The organism is Mesobacillus subterraneus (assembly GCF_023715485.1).
GTDB classification, from domain to species: domain Bacteria; phylum Bacillota; class Bacilli; order Bacillales; family Cytobacillaceae; genus Mesobacillus; species Mesobacillus subterraneus_B.
In genome coordinates, this window is the sequence record NZ_JAMBOF010000002.1 from 251,885 (window position 1) to 275,785 (window position 23,901).

The following is a 23,901-nucleotide window of genomic DNA, read 5'->3' on the forward strand; positions in this document are numbered from 1 at the left end:
CTTAGACTGCGCCAAATTTATATCAAAATACGGAAGTGACACAAAATTCTGCAGGGAACAAGACCGTGCTAAAAATTCTTACTTCCTACATAACAAAAAAAGAGCTCCTTCATGGAACTCCTTAATCTCTGGGGGTCTTCCCCCATATAAAGTGGTGTTATCGGTCCTGGGTCCCATTAGAAGCGGGCGGAATTGGGACGAGCTGGTGCTGGACGGCGTGGATGACGACCTGTGACCGGCTTTTGACGTTCAGCTTTTTGAATATTTTGCTCACATGGATTTTGACGGTTTTGTCGCTGATAAAGAGGCGGTCGGCAGTCTCCTTGTTGCTGAGCCCTTCAACCAGGCAGAGCAATACTTCCTTCTCGCGCTCTGTCAGTGTTGTGTCCTCCTGCTGTGTTTGTTTTTGCTGGTGGAAGGCGAGCAGCTTCCGCGTCATCGACGGGTGGATGACCGATTCGCCGCGGGCGACAGTGCGGATCGCTTCGACGACCTGGTCGGATGGAGCGTCCTTCAATAAATATCCGTCCGCTCCCTCACGAATGGCAGACATGAAGTATTCCTCATGGCTGTGCATCGTCAGCACGAGGATTTTTATATGCGGGAATTTCTTTTTCAATATCCCAGTCACTTCAACGCCGTTTTTCATCGGCATGTTGATGTCCATCAAGATCATGTCAGGCTTGCATTGTTCCACCTGTAAAAGTGCATCGTCGCCGGAAACCGCTTCGCCTACAACTTCAATATCATCAACTAAAGAAATAATGTTTCGCAATCCATCCCTTAGTACGGCGTGATCATCCACTAGCATGAGCCTGATCATTGATGCTTCCCCCCTCAATTCCCATTCTTGGAACGGTAATGACTACTTCTGTCCCAGAGCCTTCCTTGCTGTCGATTTGCAGCGATGCGTTGATTTTTTCTGCTGCATCGTTCATCTGCAGGATTCCAAAATGCGGCTGGTTCCTGGCCTTAAGCATTGCCTGGAACAGTGAAAACCCGCTGCCGTCATCCTTGATTTTCAATAAGATATGTTCAGATTGATAGCTTAGAAGAATCTCAATTTTGGCCGCCTGTGAATGCTTGATCGCATTTTGCAGGCTTTCCTGGAATGTATCAAACAAGACTTTTTCGACCATTGGGCTGAGTTCCTGCTCCTGCCCCCTGATTTCAAACGCGATTTCCTGCTTATATTCCTTTTGGACAGCTTCAATTTTTCGTAAAATTGCTTCTGCCAGCTTAGCTCTTTCCGTCGGGTAAGGTCGCAGCGCATAGATCGATTCGCGTACCTCTTTCAAACTTTCTCTTAGACCAAGGACGCTTTCATCGACAAGCTTCCTTGTTTCCTCAGGATTTTTGTTGAATTTCTTGCCCGCCGTTTCCAGCTTCATCACTGCCCCGGCAAGCGTCTGGGCAACACCGTCATGAATATCCCGGGCAATCCGGTTTCGCTCCTCAAGCACAATCCGCTTTTCTTTTTCGGTAAAAAGCATGCGGGTCTTGATGATGACTGCCAGCTGGTTGGCAAGCGTCGCGATCGACTGGACATCATCGTCCTGAAAGCTTTTCGTCCGGCTCCTGGCGATGATGAACATACCGATCGTTTCGTTTTCGATCACTAGCGGTGAATAGACGAACGCTTTTACGTCGTCGTCAAAACAATCTGCCGCGGCACCGCCAGCTTTTTTGCGGTCATTATAGATAACCGGATGTCTCATTTCCTTAAATTCATCAAAAGCGGCAGACGGCATTTTACAATCCCCAAGTGCTCTTCCATCCTTAAAACTCAGCTCCCACTCACCGTCTCTTTTGATCCATAATAAGCTGGCCTCAGCGCCGATCAATTCGTTAAAGCTGCCTCTCAGGGCCGAGAGCCAGTCCTGGGATGGGAGCATCTGGTTCAATTCGGTCGTAATAGAAAAAAGCAGCTTCAAACGGTTCTTTTCCCTTCTAAGCCGGGCAATCGTCGCACTCAAAAGCGAAATGCCGACGAGCGGTGAGAAAAAGAAAAAGTAGGCAAAAACATCGATTTCACCGCGATTCTGGCTTCCAACAACATAAAGCGTGATGCCATAAATCAAAGATATCGCCGCACTGTTCATCTCTGTAATGGTTTTGTGCTTCCACATTTTAAATGAATAATTCTGCGGCCTGATGAAAAGGACAAGGTCAACAATCAAGTTGTTGATCACAACATAGACTGCTAAAAGAATGATATATTCAAAGATTCCCTGAATGATCGGTGTGAGCGCCATCTTATCGAGCAGCGGCTGGATAAGTGGCAGCGTAACGGCAGCGGCATAAAAACTCAGCACGAGCTGTGCTGGGTTGAAGAATACCGTCCTGAGCGGCCGCTGGTGGATGAGGTTCACAATCAGTACCGCCCCCGCGTAGGCAATCGCTGTGTAGGAGAACCCATAGAGCAAAAACAGCACGTAAACAACCGGGAAGGTAATCGCGGTCTGCCCTCTCCAAACCGGCATTGGATAGTACTCGCTAATAAGCAGAAATAAAAATAAAAGACCTAAAACAATCGGTTCGCCGGGGTGCTCCAATTTTACAAAAGAAAAAAGAATCAGAATCCAGCCAATCAGGGAAATCGAATTCATGAACAGCTTTGAATACTTTTCCCTTCTTTGTGAAAGTGCCTGGTTCAAGCCTTGCACCTCCTATAGTTTAGAATTTTCAGTCAATTAATTTTACAGCGGCTTTCCCTAAAACACAAATAAAACCCACTCACTGGCCGAATGGGGGTGCCACTAGCCAATGAATGGGCCAAACTCCAAAAGAGTTTTGTTGAAAATTATTATGACAAAATTCCATCATCAATACTATTCATCAAACGGGTTATTTTTATAGTACGAAAGTGTTATAGAGTCCTATTCCTTTAAATGCCCCTATTGTTCCGAACCATGTCCTTATGCTTGAACCAGTCGCTCAACGCTTTATTGATCATCGCCACGCTCAAAGCGGTCAGTGTGAAGAACAGGATCGGAACATAGACAATCCATTCATGTGCAAGCATGAAGCGTTTATTAAGCCCAATCAACCCGGCCCATTCGTGAGTCACCGATGAAGGCGGATCACCGTCACCGATAATAGTCCCACCAAACAGAATGAACATAACCCCAAGATGGACAAGCAATGTCAGCACTTGCAAAAACTGCTGGCCGAACATCAATATCCACTCTTCATAAAGTTGAGGAAGGATATGCTTAATATATATATGGCGTTTGCTGCCGCCAAGGGTAATAGCGGACTCAACAAATTCTTCATTCCAGACACGGCGTTTTTGTTCAATTAGCTGAACCGTCAAGGATGGCAGTGCCACCATGATTAAAATGATAAATTCATATAGCGCTCTCACCCAAAAAGGGTGATGGAACCCCTCTATCGTATACATGACAACCGTACGCAACAGGAAGTACGCAATAAGAGTCTGCGGAAAAAAGGATAACGGCTCTGATATCGCCTTAATCACATTGAATATCCGTTCTGGCACACGGAAAAGAATATAGCTGAACCCGATGGAAAACAGCATCCTGAAGAAAGCAACGATCAGGACAATTCCAATTGAGTACTTCGCTCCTTCTATAACGGTATGGAGCATGTCATATCCATACATATCCGAACCGAAGAGATAGACATCGAATGGCGGATATGGCGGAGCCTTCTCGATATTTCCTTTTTCATCGTAAAAAAGCGGTGCCTGCCTTATTTTCCCGTCATTCAAAACGGTATTCATAATACTTGCAGTCATCAGCAAAATAAGGAAAGACACCCCGAATATGAATTTTTTCGTCTTTAATAATTTTGTCATATTGATAACCTTCTTAAATCTATTAATCTATAAATAATAAAAAATGGCGTGAAAAATAAAATGGAGCTCAAGACGAAAAGCTCAACGGAAATATGCTTGATATTGAACAACATCAATCCATCCATGTTAAAAATATACTCGACCATTACAAGGGTGGAGAGCATCATCCAAATGATGGTTTTACAGTGGCCAAGCAAATCCTGCCTTATGTTGCGGATCACATGGATATTCAGCAGATACAGATACGATAATCCCTTTGCTTTGGCAAAAGTTACGTATTGTTTATCCAATTCCTCAAAGATTTTCAGCACGATAATCTGAGTCAGAAATAGAAAAATCGGGAGGCTGAGACTTAAGAGCGGAAGCAGCACGGCCTGGTTATCAGCGCCTAATGAAACGGTTTGGACTAATTTAACACCATATGCCTTAAAAATCCAGATGAAGAAGACTTGAAGCAGGAACATCCAAAGAACATCAGGAACAGACCTGATTATTTCTATAAAACTTAAAATATGGTCTTTCTTCTTCTCAAATAAAAGGACAATCAAATAGGAAAGCAAGAATGCCATGCCGAGTGCCGCGATGAAGGCAATGCTCAATGTTTTCATCGATAAAAAATACCGGTCAATGACAGCCGGCAGCATTTCATGCTCACCATCATATGTCAAATCGCTCAAGGTAAAGATTTTCACGATAAGAACCTTGACGCCATTAATATAACTCTCTGTATCAAGGGTCAAATCCCGCAAAAGGATCGGCAAATTGCCGATTAATATAAAAATAAAAACCCCAATTATGTATTGCAAAACGATCTGTGCCAAACGCAATCCATGTTTTACCATAATGAATCCTCTCATACAGCTCAAGTCCTTAAATTATAGTTGACTTTTCATTTATTTTCCAGTTATTTCATGTGTAGACTTATGTGATCTAACACATAAGTGATAGAAAATAATCATCATACTTTGAGACAGCAGATAAATCGGGAACGACCAGTACATTTTATAGCCCTTGTCAAAGTGGAATAGCCCAACCTTCAAGCTGATCCATTCCATCAGTATTGAAAACGAAGACCACACTAAGATATAAAAGATAATTTTGAATCCGTTGATGTTCCATTTTACATAAAAATAAAGAAAAAAATACCCGTACGGACCATACATGATATAGCTCAAGAAATCTATGAACTGATAGGCAGATGTATCATTTACATCATAAAAGTCCCACGGCTTGATGCTGATCGTATGATCATAAAATAACCCTATGTAAATGCCGAAAATATAATAAGTTATTGCCTCGAGTTTGGTGAAGATTTTAGGAACTACCCAAATTGCCAGATTCAAAATAATGATGCTGACAATCACAAACCACTCATTTTCATTAAATGCATTATCATATGTTTTCATTTTGGCGGTTCTCCCGAATCTTTATGAAGTAAATCAATTTTAAAACGCCAAGTGCAGCCAGCAGGAATCCTGTGTTCAACAAAATCGTGTAAAAGAAGTTCCAGTGGATGTAAGTCAAGATTCCAAGTTGGACCGCAAGTTCGTGCAGACCAAGAAGGACAGCAAGCGAGATGAGGAAGGAAGCAAGTTTATATTCTCCCCGCACGTAGAAATTCACGAAAATGACGGAAATCATCGGCGTAAACAGATCACGGCACAATAATAAACAGACGAATAGCCAATCATCCTCGGTCATCTTAAATAAACCCCATTCCAATGCTGAAAGAGTCAAGCATTGACGGGTAATGATCGCAATCACCATGAAAACAAGCGAGTTTTGCAGGAAGTTTAACGGCTTCTTTATATAAAAAGCAAAATGCAGCAGCAGGATCGTGATTGTCAAATAAATCGAAAGTGCCATAATGACATCCTTTTGAAATGAATTTAGCAGCCTTACCTCATATATGTTTCCAAATTTATCGTTTACTATCCTTTCTTCGTAAAGAGCTATGATTTCATTCCCACTTGTTTAAGAGCCATCTATATATGTGTTTACCTTCGAATCCTGGCGGTAACATATCGATCAATCCTCTTTATATTTTTTTATACCTGCTCCATTTGATCTTTGAATAAACTCCACAGAAAATGCATACTTAGCGGATTTGCGGTCTTTTAGTTGCTTTTGAAAAAACAGGCTTTTAAAATACAGTACGAGGTATAACGTATTTAAGTTTGATAGCTTGGAAAAACTAAAAAAACTTCATGAGGAGGTCCTTGGGAATGAAAAAAGCTGGTTTGGCTGCAATCATAATCATCTTATTAGTCGTGGCGGGCGGCTGGCTTTTCATGAGAAATATGGGCATGGGAGGCAATGTGCCTGAGCAAGGCGGAATGGGACAAGGCATGATGGGTGGTTCCAATAACAATGTAAATAATGATTCCTTTTCCGACGGAGAAAAACCTTTGCCAATCCCGCCGATCCTGGAAGACAAGAATCCGGAACCGGGTAAAGCCGAGTTCAGCCTTGTCGCACAAAAGGGATCAATGGAATTCCTAAAAGGAAAAGAAACGGACACATTTGGATACAACGGAGATTATCTCGGACCGGTTATCCGGGTTAAAAAAGGAGAAGAAGTATCGATAAAGGTAAAAAATGAGCTTGGTGAAGCTACTACAATCCATTGGCACGGACTTGAAGTGGATGGAGAGCAGGACGGCGGCCCGCATACTGGAATCCAGCCAGACACAACCTGGAATCCCCAGTTCAAAATCGAACAGCCAGCAGCGACTTTATGGTATCACCCTCACCTACTCGATAAAACAGGAGAGCATGTATACAAAGGGCTGGCTGGATTATTTTTAATCGATGATGAGGTATCTGAAAGACTCGATATTCCCAAAGATTATGGTGTAAATGATATCCCGTTGATTGTCCAGGACAAGCAGCTGGATTCCGATGGCAGCTTTGATTACGATTTAAGTATGCATGATGTGATGATGGGTCTTCAAGGTGACACAATCATGGTCAACGGAGCCGTTAATCCTTATGTTGAAGTACCGAAAGGCAAGGTGAGATTCCGCCTGCTGAATGGATCGAATGCTAGGATTTATAATTTCAGCCTGAGCAATGGGCAGGAATTTTACCAAATTGGAAGTGATGGCGGCCTGTTAGAACAGCCTGTGAAAATGAATAATCTTGTGCTTAGTTCTGCGGAAAGGGCTGAACTGATCGTCGATTTCTCGACTTTCAAAGAAGGAGAAACTGTCGAACTGACCGATCAGGGAACATCATTCATGAAGTTCGTTGTGACTGGTGAACAAACAGGTCCTTCTGAAATCCCTGCACAATTAGCGGATATTCCGGATGTCGATCCGTCGACTGCCACTAGAACAAGGGAATTCGTCATGGCCGGAATGGGCCGGAATGTCACGATCAACGGGAAGCAGATGGACATGGACAGAGTGGACGAGGAACTTAAGCTTCATGATACAGAAATTTGGGAGATTTCGAATGAAAGCACTGGAATGATGGGCGGAAATGGCGGCATGGCGCATCCATTCCACGCTCACGGCACCCAATTCCTGATTCTTGACCGAGACGGCAATCCGCCGCCAGCCAATGAAACGGGCTGGAAGGATACGATTCTCGTCTATCCCGGCGAGAAGGTCAGGGCGATTGCCACATTCGATCACAAAGGAATTTTCATGTACCACTGCCATATCCTTGAGCACGAGGATGCCGGGATGATGGGACAGTTTGACGTTCAATAAATAGGCTCTTTTCGACGAAAACACCCAATAATAATAACCACCCGTGAGAGAACGGGTGGTTTTCTCTGCGGCTGAAATCCTTTGTTACTGACCCTATCCTATTGAAGGGTTCGACATTTGTACTAATTCTACTGGCCAGACCTCAAAGACCTTCTCCCCTCTTAATTTCGTCTCTTTTTCTTCACTTCTTCTCCGGTGAATGGCCTAATCGAAAGCATCAACCAATTCGATAACAGCCTTTTTAAAAAACGACTTAACCAAACAGCAAATGAACCACCAGCGCAATCCCAAAGAGGACTGAAATGCCCTGATGGATTTTCTTATATTTAAGATACTTCCTCCCTTTCCCCCGATTGTCGAGGAACAGGCCAAATGTTACGAGGACTGTAAACCCGATCAGAGTGACCAACCCGCTATAAATACTTTCCGTTTCTTCTGACGTTTGCAGCAGAAAATATGTACCATGGGCAAACGCTGCAGAAAAAGCTGCCCAGCCAATCAATATATGGTGCTCTTTCAAGAATTTAAACGCAAGCTGAACCCATCTTAGATATGTAAATTCCCTTTTCTTTAACTGCATCAATAAAATCCTTATTACCCAAAGGGAAAAAGCTGCAATTGCCCCTATTTCGGCGATTGTTCCTATTTTTTCGAAGAGTTCACTCATCAAGTCCGTTTCTCCAATTACGAAGCCAAGGATGAATAGACCTGAAAAAATTGCAATAAGTAATAATCCGCTGGCTTTAACAAACCTTGTAAATGCAGCACTGGACATCTTTTTCCACCGCCTTTCAATTCTTTACCTATCATACCCGCAAATCGAAAAAAGCATGAGGACCTGCAATCGTCCTCATGCTTACATGTTTGTTTTCAGCTGGCTATTCTCCAGTTGGTTCACTCCAGCCTATAAAGCATGAAGATGAATTATTCGTTTACACTTAGAAGCTCCATAAGCTGTTCTTTGCCAAAGCGGTTGATGAACTTATGCATTTGCTCCCGTCTCTTTCCGTGTTCTCCGTATATTTCGAGCAGCTTTTCTACCTTAAGATAAAGTTTTTCAGGTGTTAGCTTTTCGAAGAGCAAGGTTCCTGGTGCGGCGTCCTGGCCTTTTGACTTGCCGCCTGCATATAAGTTATAGCCATCATTTATTTTCATGATGCCGATATCATTGATCAGCGGTTCACCACATCCAACAGGGCAGCCTGTGTACGCAGGCTTTAAGGTAAACGGAACAGGTATGCCTGCAATTCGCTTATTAAGCTCGATGGCCACGGGCATGCCTTCTTCTTCGGCCCCTTTGCAAAAATTACACGTTCTTAGGCTTTTCACAAAGTTCCCAACCGGATAACAGCTGAGTCCTGCTTGTTCAAATTCTGCTACAGCCTCGTCTTTCCGGCCTTCCGGTATTTCAATGTACAGCTGCTGAAACGTAGTCAATTCCAGCTCCTGGCAGTCATCCATATACTTAGCTAAAACGATCAGCTGCCTGGCAGAAAGCTTTGAACCAAAGTTTATCCCACCGTTCACGGCAATCTTAATCATTTTTTCGGGTGCAGACATGGTTACTCCCTCCCTATAACTATCTTACTTTTTCGAATAGAAAAACAATTTTATTTTATCATAGATTGAAATAGCGATTGTACTTTTTAAGGCTGTTGACTGTTGGTTTAGTATTCCGATTTAATGGTGATACCTTTCTTTTTATTTTACAAAAATTGTAAAAAGTAGTGATTATGGTTCTTTTCGTAGTGATTACCGGCAATTTCGTAGTGATTAGGGTCTTTTTCGTAGTGATCATCGGCAATTTCGTAGTGATTAGGGTCTTTTTCGTAGTGATTAGGGTCTTTTTCGTAGTGATCATCGGCAATTTCGTAGTGATTAGGGTCTTTTTCGTAGTGATCATCGGCAATTTCGTAATGATTATTGGCTTTTTCGTAGTGATCATCGGCAATTTCGTAGTGATTAGAGTCTTTTTCGTAGTGATCATCGGATAGAGGGATTTGAAGAATGGCATTCATTCTGCAATTCGCTTTTCATCGTCAATGATTAGGATTTCCTTCATCAACCTTTTACTCATTTTTATATTAAGCTTTTAAAAGGGTAATGAGCTTTCTAATGGGTTTCCAAAAACCACTATCAAAACTGTTCTTATATCTCTTTTCTTTCCTGTCCTGCGCTTCCCTTTCCTTATTCCGGATGATAAACCTCATAGCCTGCTGCTGATTCATTCGCATTCGCCCCTCTTTTGCAGAAGCCATCACATATCAATTGTGATGGCTCCTTTAAAATTATATTTCGCTATTTAACAATTCCCTTTTCCATCAGCGCAACCCAGTTCTCCCCTCCATTATCGGAAGTGAACACACTGTTTTCAAATGTGGAAATGGCCATCTTGTTCGCATCATTTGGATTGATTCCGAAGTAGGCGACAGCATCCTGGCCAAGGTCTAAGCCTCTATTCTCCCACGTTTGGCCACCATCCTTGCTGACCATGATCCCTGCTGCTTCATTTGTAATCGAATAGCTGATCAGATCCTTTGAATCTGGAAGAACATTGATGGCAGTAATTAACCTTTTCTGGTCGAGCGACTCCCAATTCTCCCCTCCATCACTGGACTTAAGAACACCCATTTCTGTGCCGGCCAGGAGAGTATTTTCATCATCCGGCATCGAGATCAGGGAGTAAATCTGATGCAAATCCTGAGGAAGACCAACTGAGTCAATTCTTTCCCAGTTCCCCCCTTTATCTGTACTCTTATAAATTCCTGCCTTATAGCTGCCGCTGTCCATCTGATTGACTCCGTAAATGACCTTTGGATTGCTGAAGTTTGAAGCTAAAATATGAAAATCGACTTTTCCGAGCAGCGATTTTGAATCCCATTTTGAGCCGTTGTTGTCGCTGATCATAACGCCTAAAGGATTTGGCAGATTAGAAGTTTTACCAGGATGGCCGCTCGTGATCATCGTCCCGTCACTCATGACATTGAATCCCATAAAATCAAAATCATAGTTTCCCTTCAGCACCCAATTCCCGCCATCGCTCCCAGTTGCCAGCATCCCTTCATGGGTGGCAACATAGATATTCTGGTCAGCTCCATAGGCAAGACCGTGTAAGTGCTCGGCTTTAAAGCCTTTATCAATCTTTGTTTCCTCCTTGCTTGCTTCCGTGGATGAGCTGCATCCCGATATAATGACCGCAGCCGTGATTAGTGCGGCTATAACTCCGTATTTTTTCATTCTAATCCCCTCTTTCTGTTAATGGACTCGATGGTTCATAGGCAATGAGAACAAGTAAATATTGATCAATGCAAGTAAAATCATAAATAAGTAAATTGGGAGCATCGATTTGAATTTCGCTTTGTTTCCAAGCTTATAAGCTGTGTAAGAAGATCCGAAGAATCCAAGCACGATGATGGCATATTGCAGCATCTGGACAGTGGATGTCGATGCCAGGCTAAGGTCGCCAGAATTTACTTTCATTCCAACCAGGGCAGCTGAATTGTACCAAACCGCTTTTCCTTCGGTAATAATATGGAATAGGTTATGTCCAAGGTGCCCGGCAAGATCAAGCGGAATGATCGCATACCCAAACCGGGTGAAGATTTTTTTAACCGACCCGTCCATTCCCATAAACGAGGCAATTTTTGCAGTACCTATAAGCATCAGGATCGGCAAGGCCATTGAAATGATATAGGCAACCGTGAAGTTGACGACATAGTTTGCAGTTCCTGTTACTGACCCTATAGCCAAAAGGATATCCTGCCAGATTTCAAGCATTGTAATATTCTGGACGAAGACGATACCCATGATAACGGCTGCCAAAGAAGCATGTTCAAGCTTTGGATTCTTAAGTCCCCATATCTCTTTTGTTGGTACTCGTACAGAGAGCCTGATGGAGTCATTAGGGCAATTTTTCACACAGTTTCCGCAAACATTGCATTCAGCGCTAGAATCCATAGTCCTGACATATTGGAACATCGGACAGCCTTCTGCTTTTTCGCTTCCCTTAAAGCAGGACTGCGATTTACATGTTTTGCATATATCCGGAGTCCCTCTCAGTTCAAGCGCTCCTGACCGGGAATAGTTTCCTGCCAGGCCGCCGAGGAAGCAAAGTGTTTTACAAAAGGTCCTTCTTTCATAAAAAACCGATGTCACCACGACCATTGTCACCAAAAGCAACAGCAAGTATCCAGAACCCCGAGGCGATTCGACGATTCCCCAAACATGATCACTATAGGTAATCGCAATAAAGAATATATCGATCAGCCAAATGCCATATTTCCGGAGAAACTTTGGCATCGGCCGTTCAGCTCCGACAAGCTTCCTGACAATATCACTAAGTTTCCCAAAGGGACAGATCGCACACCAGAACCGCCCTGCAGCAATGAACATGACTGGAATTAACGGCCACCAGAGCACCCATGTCATCGTCGTCCCGAAATTCCGGTGCGGACTGATCGTGCCAGCGACCAATTCAAAGACAATAATCGAGAAAACGAAGATGACCATCCACTGAAAAATTCCTGGGTACCATTTACTTTGGATGAACTTTTTAAGAATCGGAATCGATAATAGATTGAATGGCTCTTTTTGTTTAGTATGCTGTTTTTCAGGCATCGACATGTCATTCACCCTTCCTTCTGAACCACTTGTTCCTGATTCCAATTATGAGGAAAGCCAGATTTACTGTACCGAAGGCACCCAAAATCTTATAATCCGGACCTGGTTCAACGATAGCCTCTTCATCGTGGACGCCTGATTCCCCGTGCTCGCCCGTATCACTATGGCTGGAACCTTCTTCATGTGAGCCGCCATCATCATGGCCGGTATCTCCTTCATCATGTGATTCGTCGTCATCATGACTGGAATCTCCTTCATCATGTGTCTTGCCGTCATCATGGCCGGTAACTCCTCCATCATGTGACTCGCCGTCATCATGACCGGAATCTTCTTCATGTGAGCCGCTATCATCATGGCCGCTACCTCCATCTTGATGGTTACCGCCATCTCCATGACTGCTTTCCTCTCCGCCATCAGGATCATCTCCACCATGGCTGTTTCCATCCTCATGGTGGCTGTCAGCCTGGGCACCATCTGAATGCTGAGTGGAGCTTTCTGTTTTCCCATTCCTGAAATTCTCAGCAGCATTCTTAATTTTGTCTTCATGATCATGTCCTTCATCGGCCAATACGCTGATGTTAAAGGTTAAAAGAAAACTTAATATAAATAAAGGGATGTATTTCTTCTTCAACACTGCCACCTCCTGTTTATCGTTTGGATAGAATCCTTAGATTTAGCTTAAATTTAGAATGAAACTGTGCAGTTTTTATGCTTTTTATATGGATAAATAATGCACTTTCTCAAAAAGACTTCTTTGTTCAACAGATTGTAAAAGCCTATTTATGACGGTGTTTACAGTAAAAAACGGCCTGTGTCCAGCCGTTGAAATGACTATTATCTATATGCCACTATAAATCTGCCCCTGAAATAAAACCCCACCATTTATATAGGCTCTGAAAAAGTATTAACTTCACCTTTAGTCATCTATTTTCTCAAAACTGTTGAATAATCCCGTTCTTTTGCTAAAATGATATCGGTAATCGTTATTGAATTTCGATATCAAGGAAAGAAGGATTAAGATGGAGGATAAAGTTCTAAGGAAGCTTTTTCTCGGATTCATCCACATCCACATTTTGCACCATGCAAAAGAGCATCCGATTTTTGGCTTATGGATGCTGGAAGAGCTTAAGGAACATGGCTACAGCTTAAGTGCCGGTACACTGTATCCGATTCTTCACACAATGGAATCTGATGGGCTTCTGTTGAAAGAAGAAAAAAACGTGGATGGAAAAATACGAAAATACTATCGCACTACTGATAAGGGAAATAGTGTGCTGGAGGAAGCACAAAAGAAAGCTTATGAATTATTCAAGGAGATCAAAGATTGATTGATGGTCATAGGTTTGTGTTAGAGTGAATGTTTTTTTCATCAACCAACCTTACCAATCTTTCGGAAGATTTCAATCCGTTATTATAGTCAAGGAGGAGAAGTGAAAATGACAGAAAAAAAGAGTGTAACATTTCAGTCACTCATGGAAATTCTGATGGTTTCTACCCGGCTGGGTCTCACTTCATTTGGAGGACCGGTTGCCCACCTGGGATATTTCCATGAAGAATATGTCCGCCGCAGAAAGTGGATGGATGAAAAAAGCTACGCAGATCTAGTGGCATTATGCCAATTCCTCCCTGGTCCGGCAAGCAGCCAGGTCGGCATCGGTGTAGGGCTGATGCGTGGTGGCCTGTTAGGCGGCCTATTCGCCTTTCTCGGCTTTACTATTCCTTCGGTTTTAGCGCTAATTATTTTCGCCCTGATTCTTCAGGGATTTGATGTTGGAGACGCAGGCTGGATTCACGGCCTTAAAATTGTCGCCGTCGCTGTTGTCGCCCATGCTGTATTGGGAATGGCGCAAAAACTCACTCCTGACCTTCCGAGAAAATCGATCGCTCTGTTTGCGCTCGCTGCCACTTTGCTATGGCAAACGGCTTTCACTCAAGTTGGCGTCATAATCGTCGCTGCGATTATGGGGTATATTTTATTCAAATCTCATAATGCCGAGGATGATTCAAGAATGCATTTCCCGATCTCCAAAGGTGTTGGATACGTCTCATTGGGCCTATTTTTTGGATTGCTTATTCTCCTCCCTATTTTACGTGAAGCCACTGCTTTGAACTGGATTGCGATGTTCGACAGCTTTTACAGATCAGGATCACTCGTTTTTGGCGGCGGGCATGTTGTATTGCCTTTACTTGAACGTGAATTCGTGCCAACAGGCTGGCTGAGTGAAGAAGCCTTCCTGGCCGGATACGGAGCTGCGCAGGCAGTACCGGGACCATTGTTCACATTCGCTGCCTATATTGGAGCTATCATTAACGGTTGGCAAGGCGGATTGCTGGCTACTGTTGCTATATTCCTGCCGGCATTCCTGCTTATACTCGGTACCCTGCCATTCTGGGATGCTTTAAGACGCAACAGCAACATCAGCCGCGCTCTGATGGGTGTAAACGCTGCTGTAGTCGGAATCCTGATCGCCGCTTTCTATCACCCAATCTGGACGAGCTCGATTTTGGCACCGATTGATTTTGTATTCGCTGCTGTCTTGTTCAGCATGCTCGTTTACTGGAAGCTTTCCCCTTGGATCGTAGTAGTGACCGGAGCTGTCGGCGGACTGCTGTTATCGGTTGTTTTTTAGAACTACCTATAAACCTTGGCTTCTGAAGCCAAGGTTTTTTCATGTTGTGCAAAAGGATTAATCGTTGCATACTTATATTTAAAGAGGTGAAAAACATGTGTTTTTCAAGCAATGCACTCGAACTTCAGGCATATAGCTTCACTGAAAAGATTAATAAGGGCTCTAGATATAAATTGGTGCGGATTGATTTTTTAGGCGATACAAGTGTTAAAGTTGATTCGGACACCACTCTAGCTTCTCAGCTAAAACACATATCCGATCTGCCACTGATCAAAAAGGTCCTTTTAGAAGACGCAGATGGTAAACAATATCATATTGAGCCGAACGAATTGGGTCTCCAATTCTCTAATGGAAAATTAACCTACAAACAATATTTGCTCGCCAAAAGGAACGGCAGCAGAAACCTGTTGTTGTATACCATGGGCTTTACAGGAATTTTCATTTTGATGGCGGGGACATTTATCGGTTATTTTCTCTAAAGGCTGTTTTCGCACAGATTGTTGTTTTTCGAACAAAGTTCTTATCCCGTATATCTCTTGACGACGAGCTCTTTTCCATGAGGTTTCCAAACAGGGAATGCATTAAAAATCGTAAAAATCCAGTTGCCGATTTTTACTTCTGTCTGTGAAAGCAAAAAAGTTTACGAAAAGAACCTTTCTAAAAAACCTTGGCTCTGTAAAAAGCCAAGGTTTTGCTTTTATTTTTGCACAAGGGTTTCTTTCAGGCGAAAAAATGTATTAACACCTGCAAGCAAAGGAAGAAATGCTACAAGCCCTATAGCCCAATTCACGCCAAGAACGTCCGCTATGATCCCTGCAAACAAAGCGCCGAAGGCATAGCCGCTGTCACGCCAGAACCGATAAACACCCATTGAGGAAGCCCGCCATTCCGGAGCAGCCACATCGCTGATTGCCGCCTGAAGCGTTGGGTAAACCATGGCAGTCCCCAAGCCTAGAAGGATGGCGCCAACAATCCATAACCAAAACTGGCTGGAGAACAAAATGAACCACAAGGCAGCAGCCTGTAGCCACATCCCATAAGTGATCAGCAGCTTTCTGCCCACCTTATCACTTAATACCCCGGTAAATAGCTGGAAGAATCCCCAGGCAGCAGGGTAAACTGCTACGATCGTACCGAATTCCCCAACACTCAACCCAGCCGCGGTAAAAAATATTGGGAAAAGGCCCCACGCCATCCCATCCTTCAAATTCGTCGACAGCCCTGCAAAGCTGATGCTGGAAAGGTCTTTATCCTTCCACGTTGTCAGCGCAAAAACTTCCTTGGAGGAACGCTGATTGCCTTTATTATAAACTGCCGTATTTTTTATCTGGAGCTTTAGGTGTTCCCCTGTGTCTTTAACTATAAGGGATAAGAGAATCCCAATAAGGACAATCCCGATTCCAAGATAAAAAGGCTCTGGCCTTAGCGAATACGATGAGGCAATATAGCCGGAGACAGCTGCCATGAGCGCGACACCAGAATAACCGGCAAATTCATTCAGACCAACCGCTGTACCTCGCTGACCCGCTTTCGATAGATCAATTTTCATGTTGACGGTCATCGACCAGGCCAAACCTTGGTTGATTCCAAGTAAAATATTTGCCACGATGATTACCCACCACTCATGAGCAAAAATGATGAGAATTGGCACTAAGAGACCGACAGACCAGCCCAGCAACAAAACTTTCTTTCGGCCCAGCTTGTCGGCAATCTGTCCAGCAAAATAGTTCACAATCGCTTTTGAAAAACCAAAACTGATAATGAAGGACAGTGCTGCACTGGCTGACGCCAGTCCAAACTGTTCCTCCCCGAGCAAAGGAAGAACAGTCCGCTCGATTCCCACCATCGAACCTACAAAAAGATTCGTTACTACTAATAACATAAATTGCAGAATGTTCTCTTTAATGCCGAATTTAACATTTTTCATTTTATCACCTCTGCTCAACAATACCCTTATAAGTATATCAGCAAGTTGCGAAAAAAGAATATCTTTTACTCATGCGGTTGACACAATCTCATTATCATAATATAATTTCGAAAAATAGTTTAATAAGTTGAAGCGTTGAAGAGAGTATATTAAGCCGGTCTCCCTGTTTGCAGAGAATCAGTGGTTGGTGAAAACTGATACAAAGATTAGGTGAATTTCGTTCTTGGAGCTTTTCCTTTTGGATTTTCAAAAAGGAACGGTTTAGGCCGTTATCTAAAACTTGAGCGGGAAGCAGCTTGCTTCCAAATAGGGTGGTACCGCGTGTTCAGCCACGTCCCTATCCAGATGATGGATAGCGGCGTGGTTTTTTATTTTGCCCTGACATCAGTCATTACAGCTGAAAAATAGAGAGAAATGGGAGATTAACATGGAAAAGGAACAGTGGTCATCTAAGATTGGATTCGTATTAGCAGCTGCCGGTTCGGCAATCGGGATCGGGGCGATTTGGAAGCTGCCGTATGTGACAGGTGTCAGCGGCGGCGGGGCATTTTTCCTGATGTTTATCTTATTTTCGCTTTTCATTGGGCTGCCTTTGCTGCTGGCCGAGTTCGTTATCGGACGCAGTACAGGCAAGGAAGCAATCCGGGCATATTTAGAGATTGCACCAAAAAGCAAGTGGTACTGGATAGGCATACTTGGTGTGGTCACCTGCTTCGTTTTGCTCAGCTTTTACAGCGTTGTCGGAGGATGGATCAGCCTCTACTTTGTAAAGGGACTGGCAGGAGGAATTATCGAGGATGGTGCTAATTATGGCGAACTATTTGGCCAGACCATCAGCAGCTCCTGGAGCGTGCTTGCTGCCCAGGCTGCATTCTTACTAATTACAATTGCAGTTGTGGCTAAAGGTGTCCAGCAGGGCATTGAAAAAGCGAGCAAAATCCTGATGCCGGCATTGTTCGTTTTATTCATTATTTTAATTGTCCGTTCATTAACATTAGAAAATGCGCTGGAAGGGGTAAAATTCTTCCTTGAGCCTGATTTCTCAAGCATCACCTCAGAAAGTGTCCTGTTTGCCATGGGACAATCCTTTTTCTCATTAAGTGTCGGCGTTTCAGTGATGGTGACGTACAGTTCCTACCTGCCGAAAAAGGAGAGCATCGTCCAGCCCGCCCTTTCGGTAGTAGGGATGAACTTGTTTATCGCGCTTCTAGCCGGGCTTGCAATATTCCCAGCCGTCTTTTCGCTTGGCTTTGAACCTGCTGAAGGACCGGGACTATTGTTCATCGTCCTCCCTGCTGTTTTTGAAAAATTGGTCTTTGGCGAATTGTTCCTCCTGCTATTCCTTGCTTTGTTCTTATTCGCGACCTTGACTTCAGCATTCTCGATGCTTGAGATTGTCGTTGCCACTCTGGCTAAAGGCAACCCGAAAAAACGAGCTGCTTTTTCTTGGATTGCCGGCGGGCTTATTTTCCTGTTAGGCATCCCTTCTGCCCTTTCGTTCGGTACGATCGCTGAAGTAACAGTGTTTGGAAAAAGCATCTTTGATGCAGCAGACTTTCTGGTCAGCAATATACTAATGCCGCTTGGCGTGCTATTAATCTCAATCTTCGTCCCGCTTAAAATCAAGAAAGAAGTTTTGCGCCAGGAGCTTCTGCAGCATTCAAAAGGCGGAAGCTGGCTGTTCAATCTTTGGTACAATGTCATGCGTTTTGTCGTGCCAATCGTGATTGTCGTTGTTTTCCTGGATTCATTGGGAATATTATAAGCAGGGCATAACGAATTATAGAGAACATCTAATAAGAAGGAAGCTGACGTCTCGTCGGCTTCTTTTTTTATGAATTGTACTCAATGTTCTGCTATCTTCTCTTTCATCCATTCACACAAACTAGCAGTAGTATAATTTTACCCTTTAAAGCAAAACCTGTTGATTAGATGAATGCATCGGGGGGATTGGATGTTTTTCAAGAAAAAGAAAGCAGACTCACTTAACAGCATGAATCAGGAAAATATCGAAGAGCGTGAAATGATCCCTGCTGATACAGAGGATTTTATTAACGAGATGAAGAAGCGGCTCCATAATAGTGCTGATTTAAATATCAAGGACCGGCCGAACGGGATTACGCTTATTTTTTTAGATTCCTTAATTGATAATAAAATGCTGCATGGGGATATACTGGCATGCCTTCATGATGGAAAGGTATCACCAGATCAAATTCTTAAAGACATCAATGTATCGAATGTTGCTAAATACCCATTCATTGTAGAAGCGGTCGATACAATGCTGAAAGGTGCTGTGCTGATCCATACATCCGGTCATCCTTGCATCGTATCGGCATCGATTGGGACGCAGGAGCATCGTTCATTAACGCGCCCGGAAAATGAGTCACAGGTTTTGGGTCCGCAAATCGCCTTTAATGAAAGCCTGGCTACAAATATCTCCCTGATAAGAAGGTATCTCACCAATCCAAACGTATGCAATGAAAGCTTTTCGCTGGGAAAACAAACGAATTCGGGTGTCTCAATCCTTTATATGAAAGGGATTGCGGATGAAGAGATGGTAGACAGACTTCGGGAAAGGATTAAAAATATCAAAGTCGACAGTGTCCTTGACAGCTCTACCCTTGTACAACTAATTGAAGACAATTCATATGCAATTTTTCCACAGATGCTGATGACAGAGCGCCCTGACCGAGCCTGTTCGTGGCTTCTCAATGGCAAGATGATTGTCCTCGTGGATGGCAGTGTGCAGGTGATAGGCTGTCCACAGACATTTATCGAATTTTTCCAAAGCATGGAGGATGAGAGTGTAAGGTGGCAAATCGCTACCTTCCTAAGGCTGATGCGCATTTTTTCCATGATTGTTTCGATCTTTTTTACGGCGATATATGTAGCTGCCCTCACCTTCCATTATGAAATCATCCCGCAGACACTGCTCGTCCCTTTGGGAGAATCCAGATCGAGGGTACCGTTTCCTCCCATTATCGAGGCTTTGCTTCTCGAGGCGATGATTGAACTCCTGCGGGAGGCTGGAGCACGGCTGCCGACAAAGGTTGGCCAGACGATGGGTATCGTTGGCGGTATTGTTGTCGGGACTGCTGCTGTTGAGGCCGGATTTACGAGCAATATCCTGATTATCATCATTGCTGTCAGCGCCCTGGCCTCATTTACAACACCTAACTATATGATGGGGAATGTCATCAGAGTACTGCGCTTCCCATTGATCATACTAGCCGGCTTGTGGGGATTTTATGGTCTGATGATTGGGTTTTGCTTCCTGCTGATTCATCTAATCAGGCAGACAAGCCTGGGAACGCCTTTTCTGGCTCCATTTTATCCGCCGCGCTTTGCAGACTGGCGGGATAGTATCATTCGCCTGCCCATCGGCTTCACAAATCTCAGACCTCTTCAGGCGAGGCCAAAGGATCGGTTCAAATACCGAATTCGCAAATCCAACAAGAAAGAATAAAGTTGTGGTGTTCTAAATGAAGGTGCTTATCGAGCCAAAACCTCAAAATATGGTCAATACTTTCCTGCTCATCTTCGTTGTGCACTCTATGCAGCTGGGAGTTGGGATTCAAGGTTTCCAAAGAATTATTTACCTTGAAGCCAAGCATGATGCCTGGATCTCAGTCATCCTTAGCGGAGTGGCTTCTGCCATCGTTGGCTTTGTCATGGTTAAAACATTGGCCGCCTACGCATGCTCTGACCTTTATGGCATTCAGTATGATGTATTCGGGAAATGGCTCGGCAACTTAATGAATATATTATATGTCCTCTACAGTCTTGGCGGCTTCCATGTCATCGTCCGCAATTATATCGAAGTCATCCAGGCATGGGTGTTTCCTGAACTCCCTAACTGGCTGCTGTCTTTTACGTTAGTTTTTCTTGTGTTTTATGGCTTGAATGGAGGGCTGCGGACAATTGTCGGTGTCAGCTTCTTTAGTGTGATCTTGTCATTATGGCTGATCCTCCTGCTTGCTTACCCCTTCCAATTCACGAATTGGGATTATTTATTTCCCATTTTAGAATCGAGCGTCACGGAAATTTTAAAAGGGGCTAAACAAATGACCTTCACGATTATCGGCTTTGAAATCATCTTTGTCATTTATCCTTTTTTAAAGGAAAAGGACAGGGTTCACAAGCATATGCAATATGGATTATTATTCACGACTATTCTATATCTTGGGCTGATGGTGGTGTCTCTTGCTTATTTTAGCGGCGGCCAGCTGGAAAGAACGATTTGGGGTACATTGTCACTCTTTAAGATCGTCCGCTTTCCTTTCATCGAAAGGTTTGAATACGTAGCCATTACCTTCTGGGTTCTGTTAATCCTGCCAAATCTCATGTTTTACCTTTGGTCGGCTTCCCGTGGAATAGCAAGGATTGTCGGTAAAAAAGAGAAAAAGATCAACTGGCTTTTATTGGCGTTCCTTTACCTAAGCCTCCTTTATCCTTTGAATCGGATGGAGATTAATATGATGAATGACTATTTTGCCAAAGGAGCCTTTTATATTGTATTTTGCTATCCTTTTCTCCTTTTTGCAGCTGTGTTGATCAAGAAGAAATTTTTCCGGAAAAAAGGTGGGGCCAATGTGGAAAATAGTAATTAAGCTAATAGCTATCATACTTGTTGTCCTGCTATCTGCCTGCGCTGATCCTAAAACACTTGAACGGATGGGATTAGTCACGACGGTTGGTTATGATGTTACAGAAGATGGGGAGGTATTAGCAACGATGGTGCTGCTCCATATCGACCCGGAAGCGCCACAGAATTCTGCTATCCTGACGGCAAAAGCCTCTACCAGCAAAGGGGCCAGGATCAAGGCAGATTTAAAAAGCCCTAAAAAATTGCAGTCAGGGCAGCTTCGGGTAGCACTTTTAAGTGAAGAAGTCGTGAAACTGGGCCTCATTAACCTTGCGGACACCCTGGCTCGCGATCCTTCTATCAGCGACCTTACTTATCTTGCAGTCGTAGAAGGAAGCGCCAATAGTTTGATTAATCAGAAAAACACTCACTTCACAGATATCAGTCAGCTTATTTATAAGGAACTGGATCAGAATATTAAGGGGGAAACAATTCCTTCCTCTACTTTGCAGGAAACAATGCACGATTACTATGCAGATGGGATTGATCCCGTCCTGCCTACTATAAAGGGTGGGAATGGCGAAATTAAAATCACAGGTATGGCCCTTATGAATACCGATAGAATGGTTGGCAAGATCAACTCGACAGAAGCCTTTTTTTTAAAATTAATCAATGACCGCTACGAGGCTGGATCCGTGGAGTTAATTATCAGTAAAGATGGATTTACTATTGTAAACCAGGCTCAATCACCCAGAGAATTAGCAGTAGTGATCGATACTATCAATAGCAAAAGTGATATCAAGCTAAAGAGTAAGGAAAACTTAGAATTCACACTTAAAATAAAACTGAAAACCAGGCTTTTGGAAATCAACCAAACCCTGGATATCAAGAATCCCAACAACTTAAAGCTGCTTGAAGAGAAGCTTGCCGAAAAAATAAAAACTGACGTTGAAGCATTAATAGCAAAAGCCCAGGAAGCCGGGTCCGATCCATTCGGATTTGGGGAAGTCTACCGAAAAAGCGTCCGAAAATCGAATCTGACGACAGAAAAATGGCATAAGATGTACCCGGAAAGCAAGGTGAACGTTGATATTGACTTTGAAATATTGAGGACCGGGGTTGTGGAATAAGATTGTGTTAAAATCCCATGCATGACGTGCACGTGTCTAAATAAAACGGCGGGTGGCTTATATTGTGCCACCCGCCGTACTTATTTAGATTTAAGGATGTGTTAAACCAGACTGCTGATTCCATAATCAACAATGACATATTACACAGCCAAATTTCATTATACGGCCGCACTATCCCACTTCTTCTCATCCTGAACGAACAGAATTCCGAGCTCGTGATGATCGCCTTCATACAATGCCCTTTGCACGAATCGTATTTGCCCGTTCGTGTCGAGAACTTCCAACTTACAATGTGCCCTGTTGCGGGATAGCGCTTCGTAGAATGTTTTTTCATCATGGACGTTGGTTCCATTCACCTTCGTGACCAGTTCGCCCACCCCAAGAGCCATTTTATCTGCTGGAGATTCCGGTAAGATCCCCAGGATCATGACTCCATGGTTCTTTTTTGAAAAATAAAACGGCCGGTTGTCCTCCTGCAGCTTCTGGCTTAGCGTGAGTGCTTCGCGGCCAATAATCGCAAGTGCCACAGCAGCGATTGACGCAATCGGGAACCAATATCCAGCTCCCGCAACGAGAGTGATGAGAATCCCAAGACCGATCACGCGGCTGCCAAGCTGCTGGACAGCTTCTTTAGGAAGCATCCCCTGGATCTGTTGGTGCACGCCAACTGCCAATGGAACAAGAATCAGTGAATATGTATTGTCTCCGATCGAGAATACTGGCCACCATTCGAACGGCATCGTCAGTACGGTGCCAGGCACCAACAGGAATACTGGAACGACCCATAGACGCTTTACTTCATGCACACCAACCGTTTGGCCGCGTTTGCTCTTAATGAGCTTTGGCGACGTACCCTTTTTTCCGTTCCGTAAAATAAGGAATCCTTCCCCGATTGTTAAAAGCGCTAAAAGAATTGCGATTGATGGGTAGATTTTTTCATCAAGATTACTAAATAAGTCTCCTATTAATGGAAGGTTGATGTCTTTTCCAGCGAGGAAAATCATCGCAAAAAACGCAGCACCTAATGTATACGCAGGTGCCAGCATTCTTACCCTTGTTGTCAGGCTTAATAGCAGCGTGAATGCACCAACTAAAATAATCGCTGCAAATGGAATCGGAATCCCTGCCGCTACAGTAACAATCGAAATCATGAGGCCAACCAGAAATCCTATTGGAAACAGCTGCCTGAGTTCAAAAAAAGCATCCTCTGCCCTGACAGTGAAGTTTTTCCGTTCCCGCTTAACCCGCGATACACCAAGAATCGCGGACAAAATTATAGAATAATAGAACACAGGGTGAAGCAGAAGCCTGCCCGTCCCTTTTAGAAGTTCAATGAACCAATCCTGTGCCACCCCTATGTCACCAGCCTTTAATTAATTATTGATTTTAGTATGATATTAAGCTTATTCTATCAAATCTGATGGTTAAAACCTATCAATAGTTTAGGAATCGTGATGGGATTTTTTGCAAACA

Annotated in this window: 22 protein-coding genes and 1 other annotated feature; of the genes, 9 read left to right on the forward strand and 13 right to left on the reverse strand. The window is 43.6% G+C overall.

Annotated elements, in window-relative coordinates; translation table 11 throughout:
- Positions 1-157: 157 nt before the first annotated feature.
- The 6 genes from M3204_RS03875 to M3204_RS03900 all read right to left on the reverse strand — a co-directional run bounded on the left by M3204_RS03875 (position 158) and on the right by M3204_RS03900 (position 5,686).
- Positions 158-823 (reverse strand): response regulator, encoded by a 666-nt coding sequence (locus tag M3204_RS03875; protein WP_251478726.1) that lies wholly within the window; start codon positions 821-823, stop codon positions 158-160.
- The gene (locus M3204_RS03880; RefSeq protein ID WP_251478727.1) at positions 798-2,657 is read right to left on the reverse strand and encodes a GAF domain-containing sensor histidine kinase; all 1,860 of its coding nucleotides are present in this window, start codon (positions 2,655-2,657) and stop codon (positions 798-800) included. Before M3204_RS03880 ends, M3204_RS03875 begins: the two co-directional genes overlap by 26 nt.
- 230 nt (positions 2,658-2,887) lie before the next feature.
- On the reverse strand, positions 2,888-3,820 hold the full coding sequence (locus M3204_RS03885; protein WP_251478728.1) for a peptide ABC transporter permease: 933 nt from the start codon (positions 3,818-3,820) through the stop codon (positions 2,888-2,890).
- Complete coding sequence (locus M3204_RS03890; protein ID WP_251478729.1) at positions 3,817-4,662, reverse strand: ABC transporter permease subunit; 846 nt, start codon at positions 4,660-4,662, stop codon at positions 3,817-3,819. Before M3204_RS03890 ends, M3204_RS03885 begins: the two co-directional genes overlap by 4 nt.
- Positions 4,663-4,713: 51 nt before the next feature.
- Positions 4,714-5,226, reverse strand: a complete 513-nt coding sequence (locus tag M3204_RS03895) for a hypothetical protein (RefSeq protein WP_251478731.1) — start codon at positions 5,224-5,226, stop codon at positions 4,714-4,716.
- Positions 5,213-5,686 carry a hypothetical protein gene (locus M3204_RS03900; protein ID WP_251478732.1) on the reverse strand — a complete coding sequence of 158 codons (474 nt, stop codon included), beginning with the start codon at positions 5,684-5,686 and terminating at the stop codon, positions 5,213-5,215. Before M3204_RS03900 ends, M3204_RS03895 begins: the two co-directional genes overlap by 14 nt.
- A gap of 359 nt (positions 5,687-6,045) precedes the next feature.
- On the opposite strand from M3204_RS03900, the gene M3204_RS03905 reads away from it, so the two are divergent.
- Entirely contained in the window at positions 6,046-7,536 is a 1,491-nt protein-coding gene (locus M3204_RS03905; RefSeq protein ID WP_251478733.1) for a multicopper oxidase family protein, read from the forward strand.
- A 253-nt stretch (positions 7,537-7,789) separates the two neighbouring features.
- Here M3204_RS03905 and M3204_RS03910 read toward each other — a convergent pair whose 3' ends face one another.
- The gene (locus M3204_RS03910; RefSeq protein ID WP_251478734.1) at positions 7,790-8,311 is read right to left on the reverse strand and encodes a hypothetical protein; all 522 of its coding nucleotides are present in this window, start codon (positions 8,309-8,311) and stop codon (positions 7,790-7,792) included.
- A 149-nt stretch (positions 8,312-8,460) separates the two neighbouring features.
- A complete protein-coding gene (locus tag M3204_RS03915) occupies positions 8,461-9,096 on the reverse strand; it encodes a nitrite reductase (RefSeq protein WP_251478735.1) in 636 nt (211 codons plus the stop codon).
- Positions 9,097-9,269: 173 nt separating this feature from the next.
- Between M3204_RS03915 and M3204_RS03920 the strand changes: the two genes are divergently transcribed.
- Positions 9,270-9,530, forward strand: a complete 261-nt coding sequence (locus tag M3204_RS03920; RefSeq protein ID WP_251478737.1) for a hypothetical protein — start codon at positions 9,270-9,272, stop codon at positions 9,528-9,530.
- A gap of 304 nt (positions 9,531-9,834) precedes the next feature.
- Here the strand turns inward: M3204_RS03920 and M3204_RS03925 are convergent, their stop codons facing one another.
- From M3204_RS03925 to M3204_RS03935, 3 genes are read right to left on the reverse strand one after another with little or no spacing between them, the layout of a single operon-like run.
- Positions 9,835-10,773: a F510_1955 family glycosylhydrolase gene (locus M3204_RS03925; RefSeq protein ID WP_251478740.1), complete on the reverse strand. Its 939-nt coding sequence runs from the start codon at positions 10,771-10,773 to the stop codon at positions 9,835-9,837.
- Between the two features lie 18 nt (positions 10,774-10,791).
- Positions 10,792-12,159, reverse strand: coding sequence for a 4Fe-4S binding protein (locus M3204_RS03930; RefSeq protein WP_251478742.1), 1,368 nt, complete (start codon positions 12,157-12,159; stop codon positions 10,792-10,794).
- Between the two features lies 1 nt (position 12,160).
- Complete coding sequence (locus M3204_RS03935; RefSeq protein WP_251478744.1) at positions 12,161-12,787, reverse strand: hypothetical protein; 627 nt, start codon at positions 12,785-12,787, stop codon at positions 12,161-12,163.
- 388 nt (positions 12,788-13,175) lie between these two features.
- On the opposite strand from M3204_RS03935, the gene M3204_RS03940 reads away from it, so the two are divergent.
- The 3 genes from M3204_RS03940 (at position 13,176) to M3204_RS03950 (ending at position 15,265) form a co-directional block, all read left to right on the forward strand.
- On the forward strand, positions 13,176-13,484 hold the full coding sequence (locus tag M3204_RS03940) for a PadR family transcriptional regulator (RefSeq protein ID WP_251478746.1): 309 nt from the start codon (positions 13,176-13,178) through the stop codon (positions 13,482-13,484).
- A 108-nt stretch (positions 13,485-13,592) separates the two neighbouring features.
- A complete protein-coding gene (chrA, locus tag M3204_RS03945; RefSeq protein WP_251478748.1) occupies positions 13,593-14,786 on the forward strand; it encodes a chromate efflux transporter in 1,194 nt (397 codons plus the stop codon).
- Positions 14,787-14,881: 95 nt separating this feature from the next.
- On the forward strand, positions 14,882-15,265 hold the full coding sequence (locus tag M3204_RS03950) for a hypothetical protein (protein ID WP_251478751.1): 384 nt from the start codon (positions 14,882-14,884) through the stop codon (positions 15,263-15,265).
- 218 nt (positions 15,266-15,483) lie between these two features.
- On the opposite strand, the gene M3204_RS03955 is transcribed toward M3204_RS03950, so the two are convergent.
- Positions 15,484-16,713, reverse strand: a complete 1,230-nt coding sequence (locus M3204_RS03955; protein WP_251478753.1) for an MFS transporter — start codon at positions 16,711-16,713, stop codon at positions 15,484-15,486.
- 126 nt (positions 16,714-16,839) lie between these two features.
- Positions 16,840-17,055, forward strand: a binding site (T-box leader).
- Positions 17,056-17,140: 85 nt separating this feature from the next.
- Here M3204_RS03955 and M3204_RS03960 point away from each other — a divergent pair.
- From M3204_RS03960 to M3204_RS03975, 4 genes are all read left to right on the forward strand, one after another.
- The gene (locus M3204_RS03960) at positions 17,141-18,478 is read left to right on the forward strand and encodes a sodium-dependent transporter (RefSeq protein WP_251478755.1); all 1,338 of its coding nucleotides are present in this window, start codon (positions 17,141-17,143) and stop codon (positions 18,476-18,478) included.
- 189 nt (positions 18,479-18,667) lie between these two features.
- The gene (locus M3204_RS03965; protein WP_251478757.1) at positions 18,668-20,179 is read left to right on the forward strand and encodes a spore germination protein; all 1,512 of its coding nucleotides are present in this window, start codon (positions 18,668-18,670) and stop codon (positions 20,177-20,179) included.
- 16 nt (positions 20,180-20,195) lie between these two features.
- Entirely contained in the window at positions 20,196-21,323 is a 1,128-nt protein-coding gene (locus M3204_RS03970; RefSeq protein WP_251478760.1) for a GerAB/ArcD/ProY family transporter, read from the forward strand.
- Positions 21,304-22,428 carry a Ger(x)C family spore germination protein gene (locus tag M3204_RS03975; RefSeq protein ID WP_251478762.1) on the forward strand — a complete coding sequence of 375 codons (1,125 nt, stop codon included), beginning with the start codon at positions 21,304-21,306 and terminating at the stop codon, positions 22,426-22,428. Before M3204_RS03970 ends, M3204_RS03975 begins: the two co-directional genes overlap by 20 nt.
- Before the next feature lie 158 nt (positions 22,429-22,586).
- On the opposite strand, the gene M3204_RS03980 is transcribed toward M3204_RS03975, so the two are convergent.
- Positions 22,587-23,780 carry a PDZ domain-containing protein gene (locus tag M3204_RS03980; protein ID WP_251478764.1) on the reverse strand — a complete coding sequence of 398 codons (1,194 nt, stop codon included), beginning with the start codon at positions 23,778-23,780 and terminating at the stop codon, positions 22,587-22,589.
- Positions 23,781-23,901 lie beyond the last annotated feature (121 nt).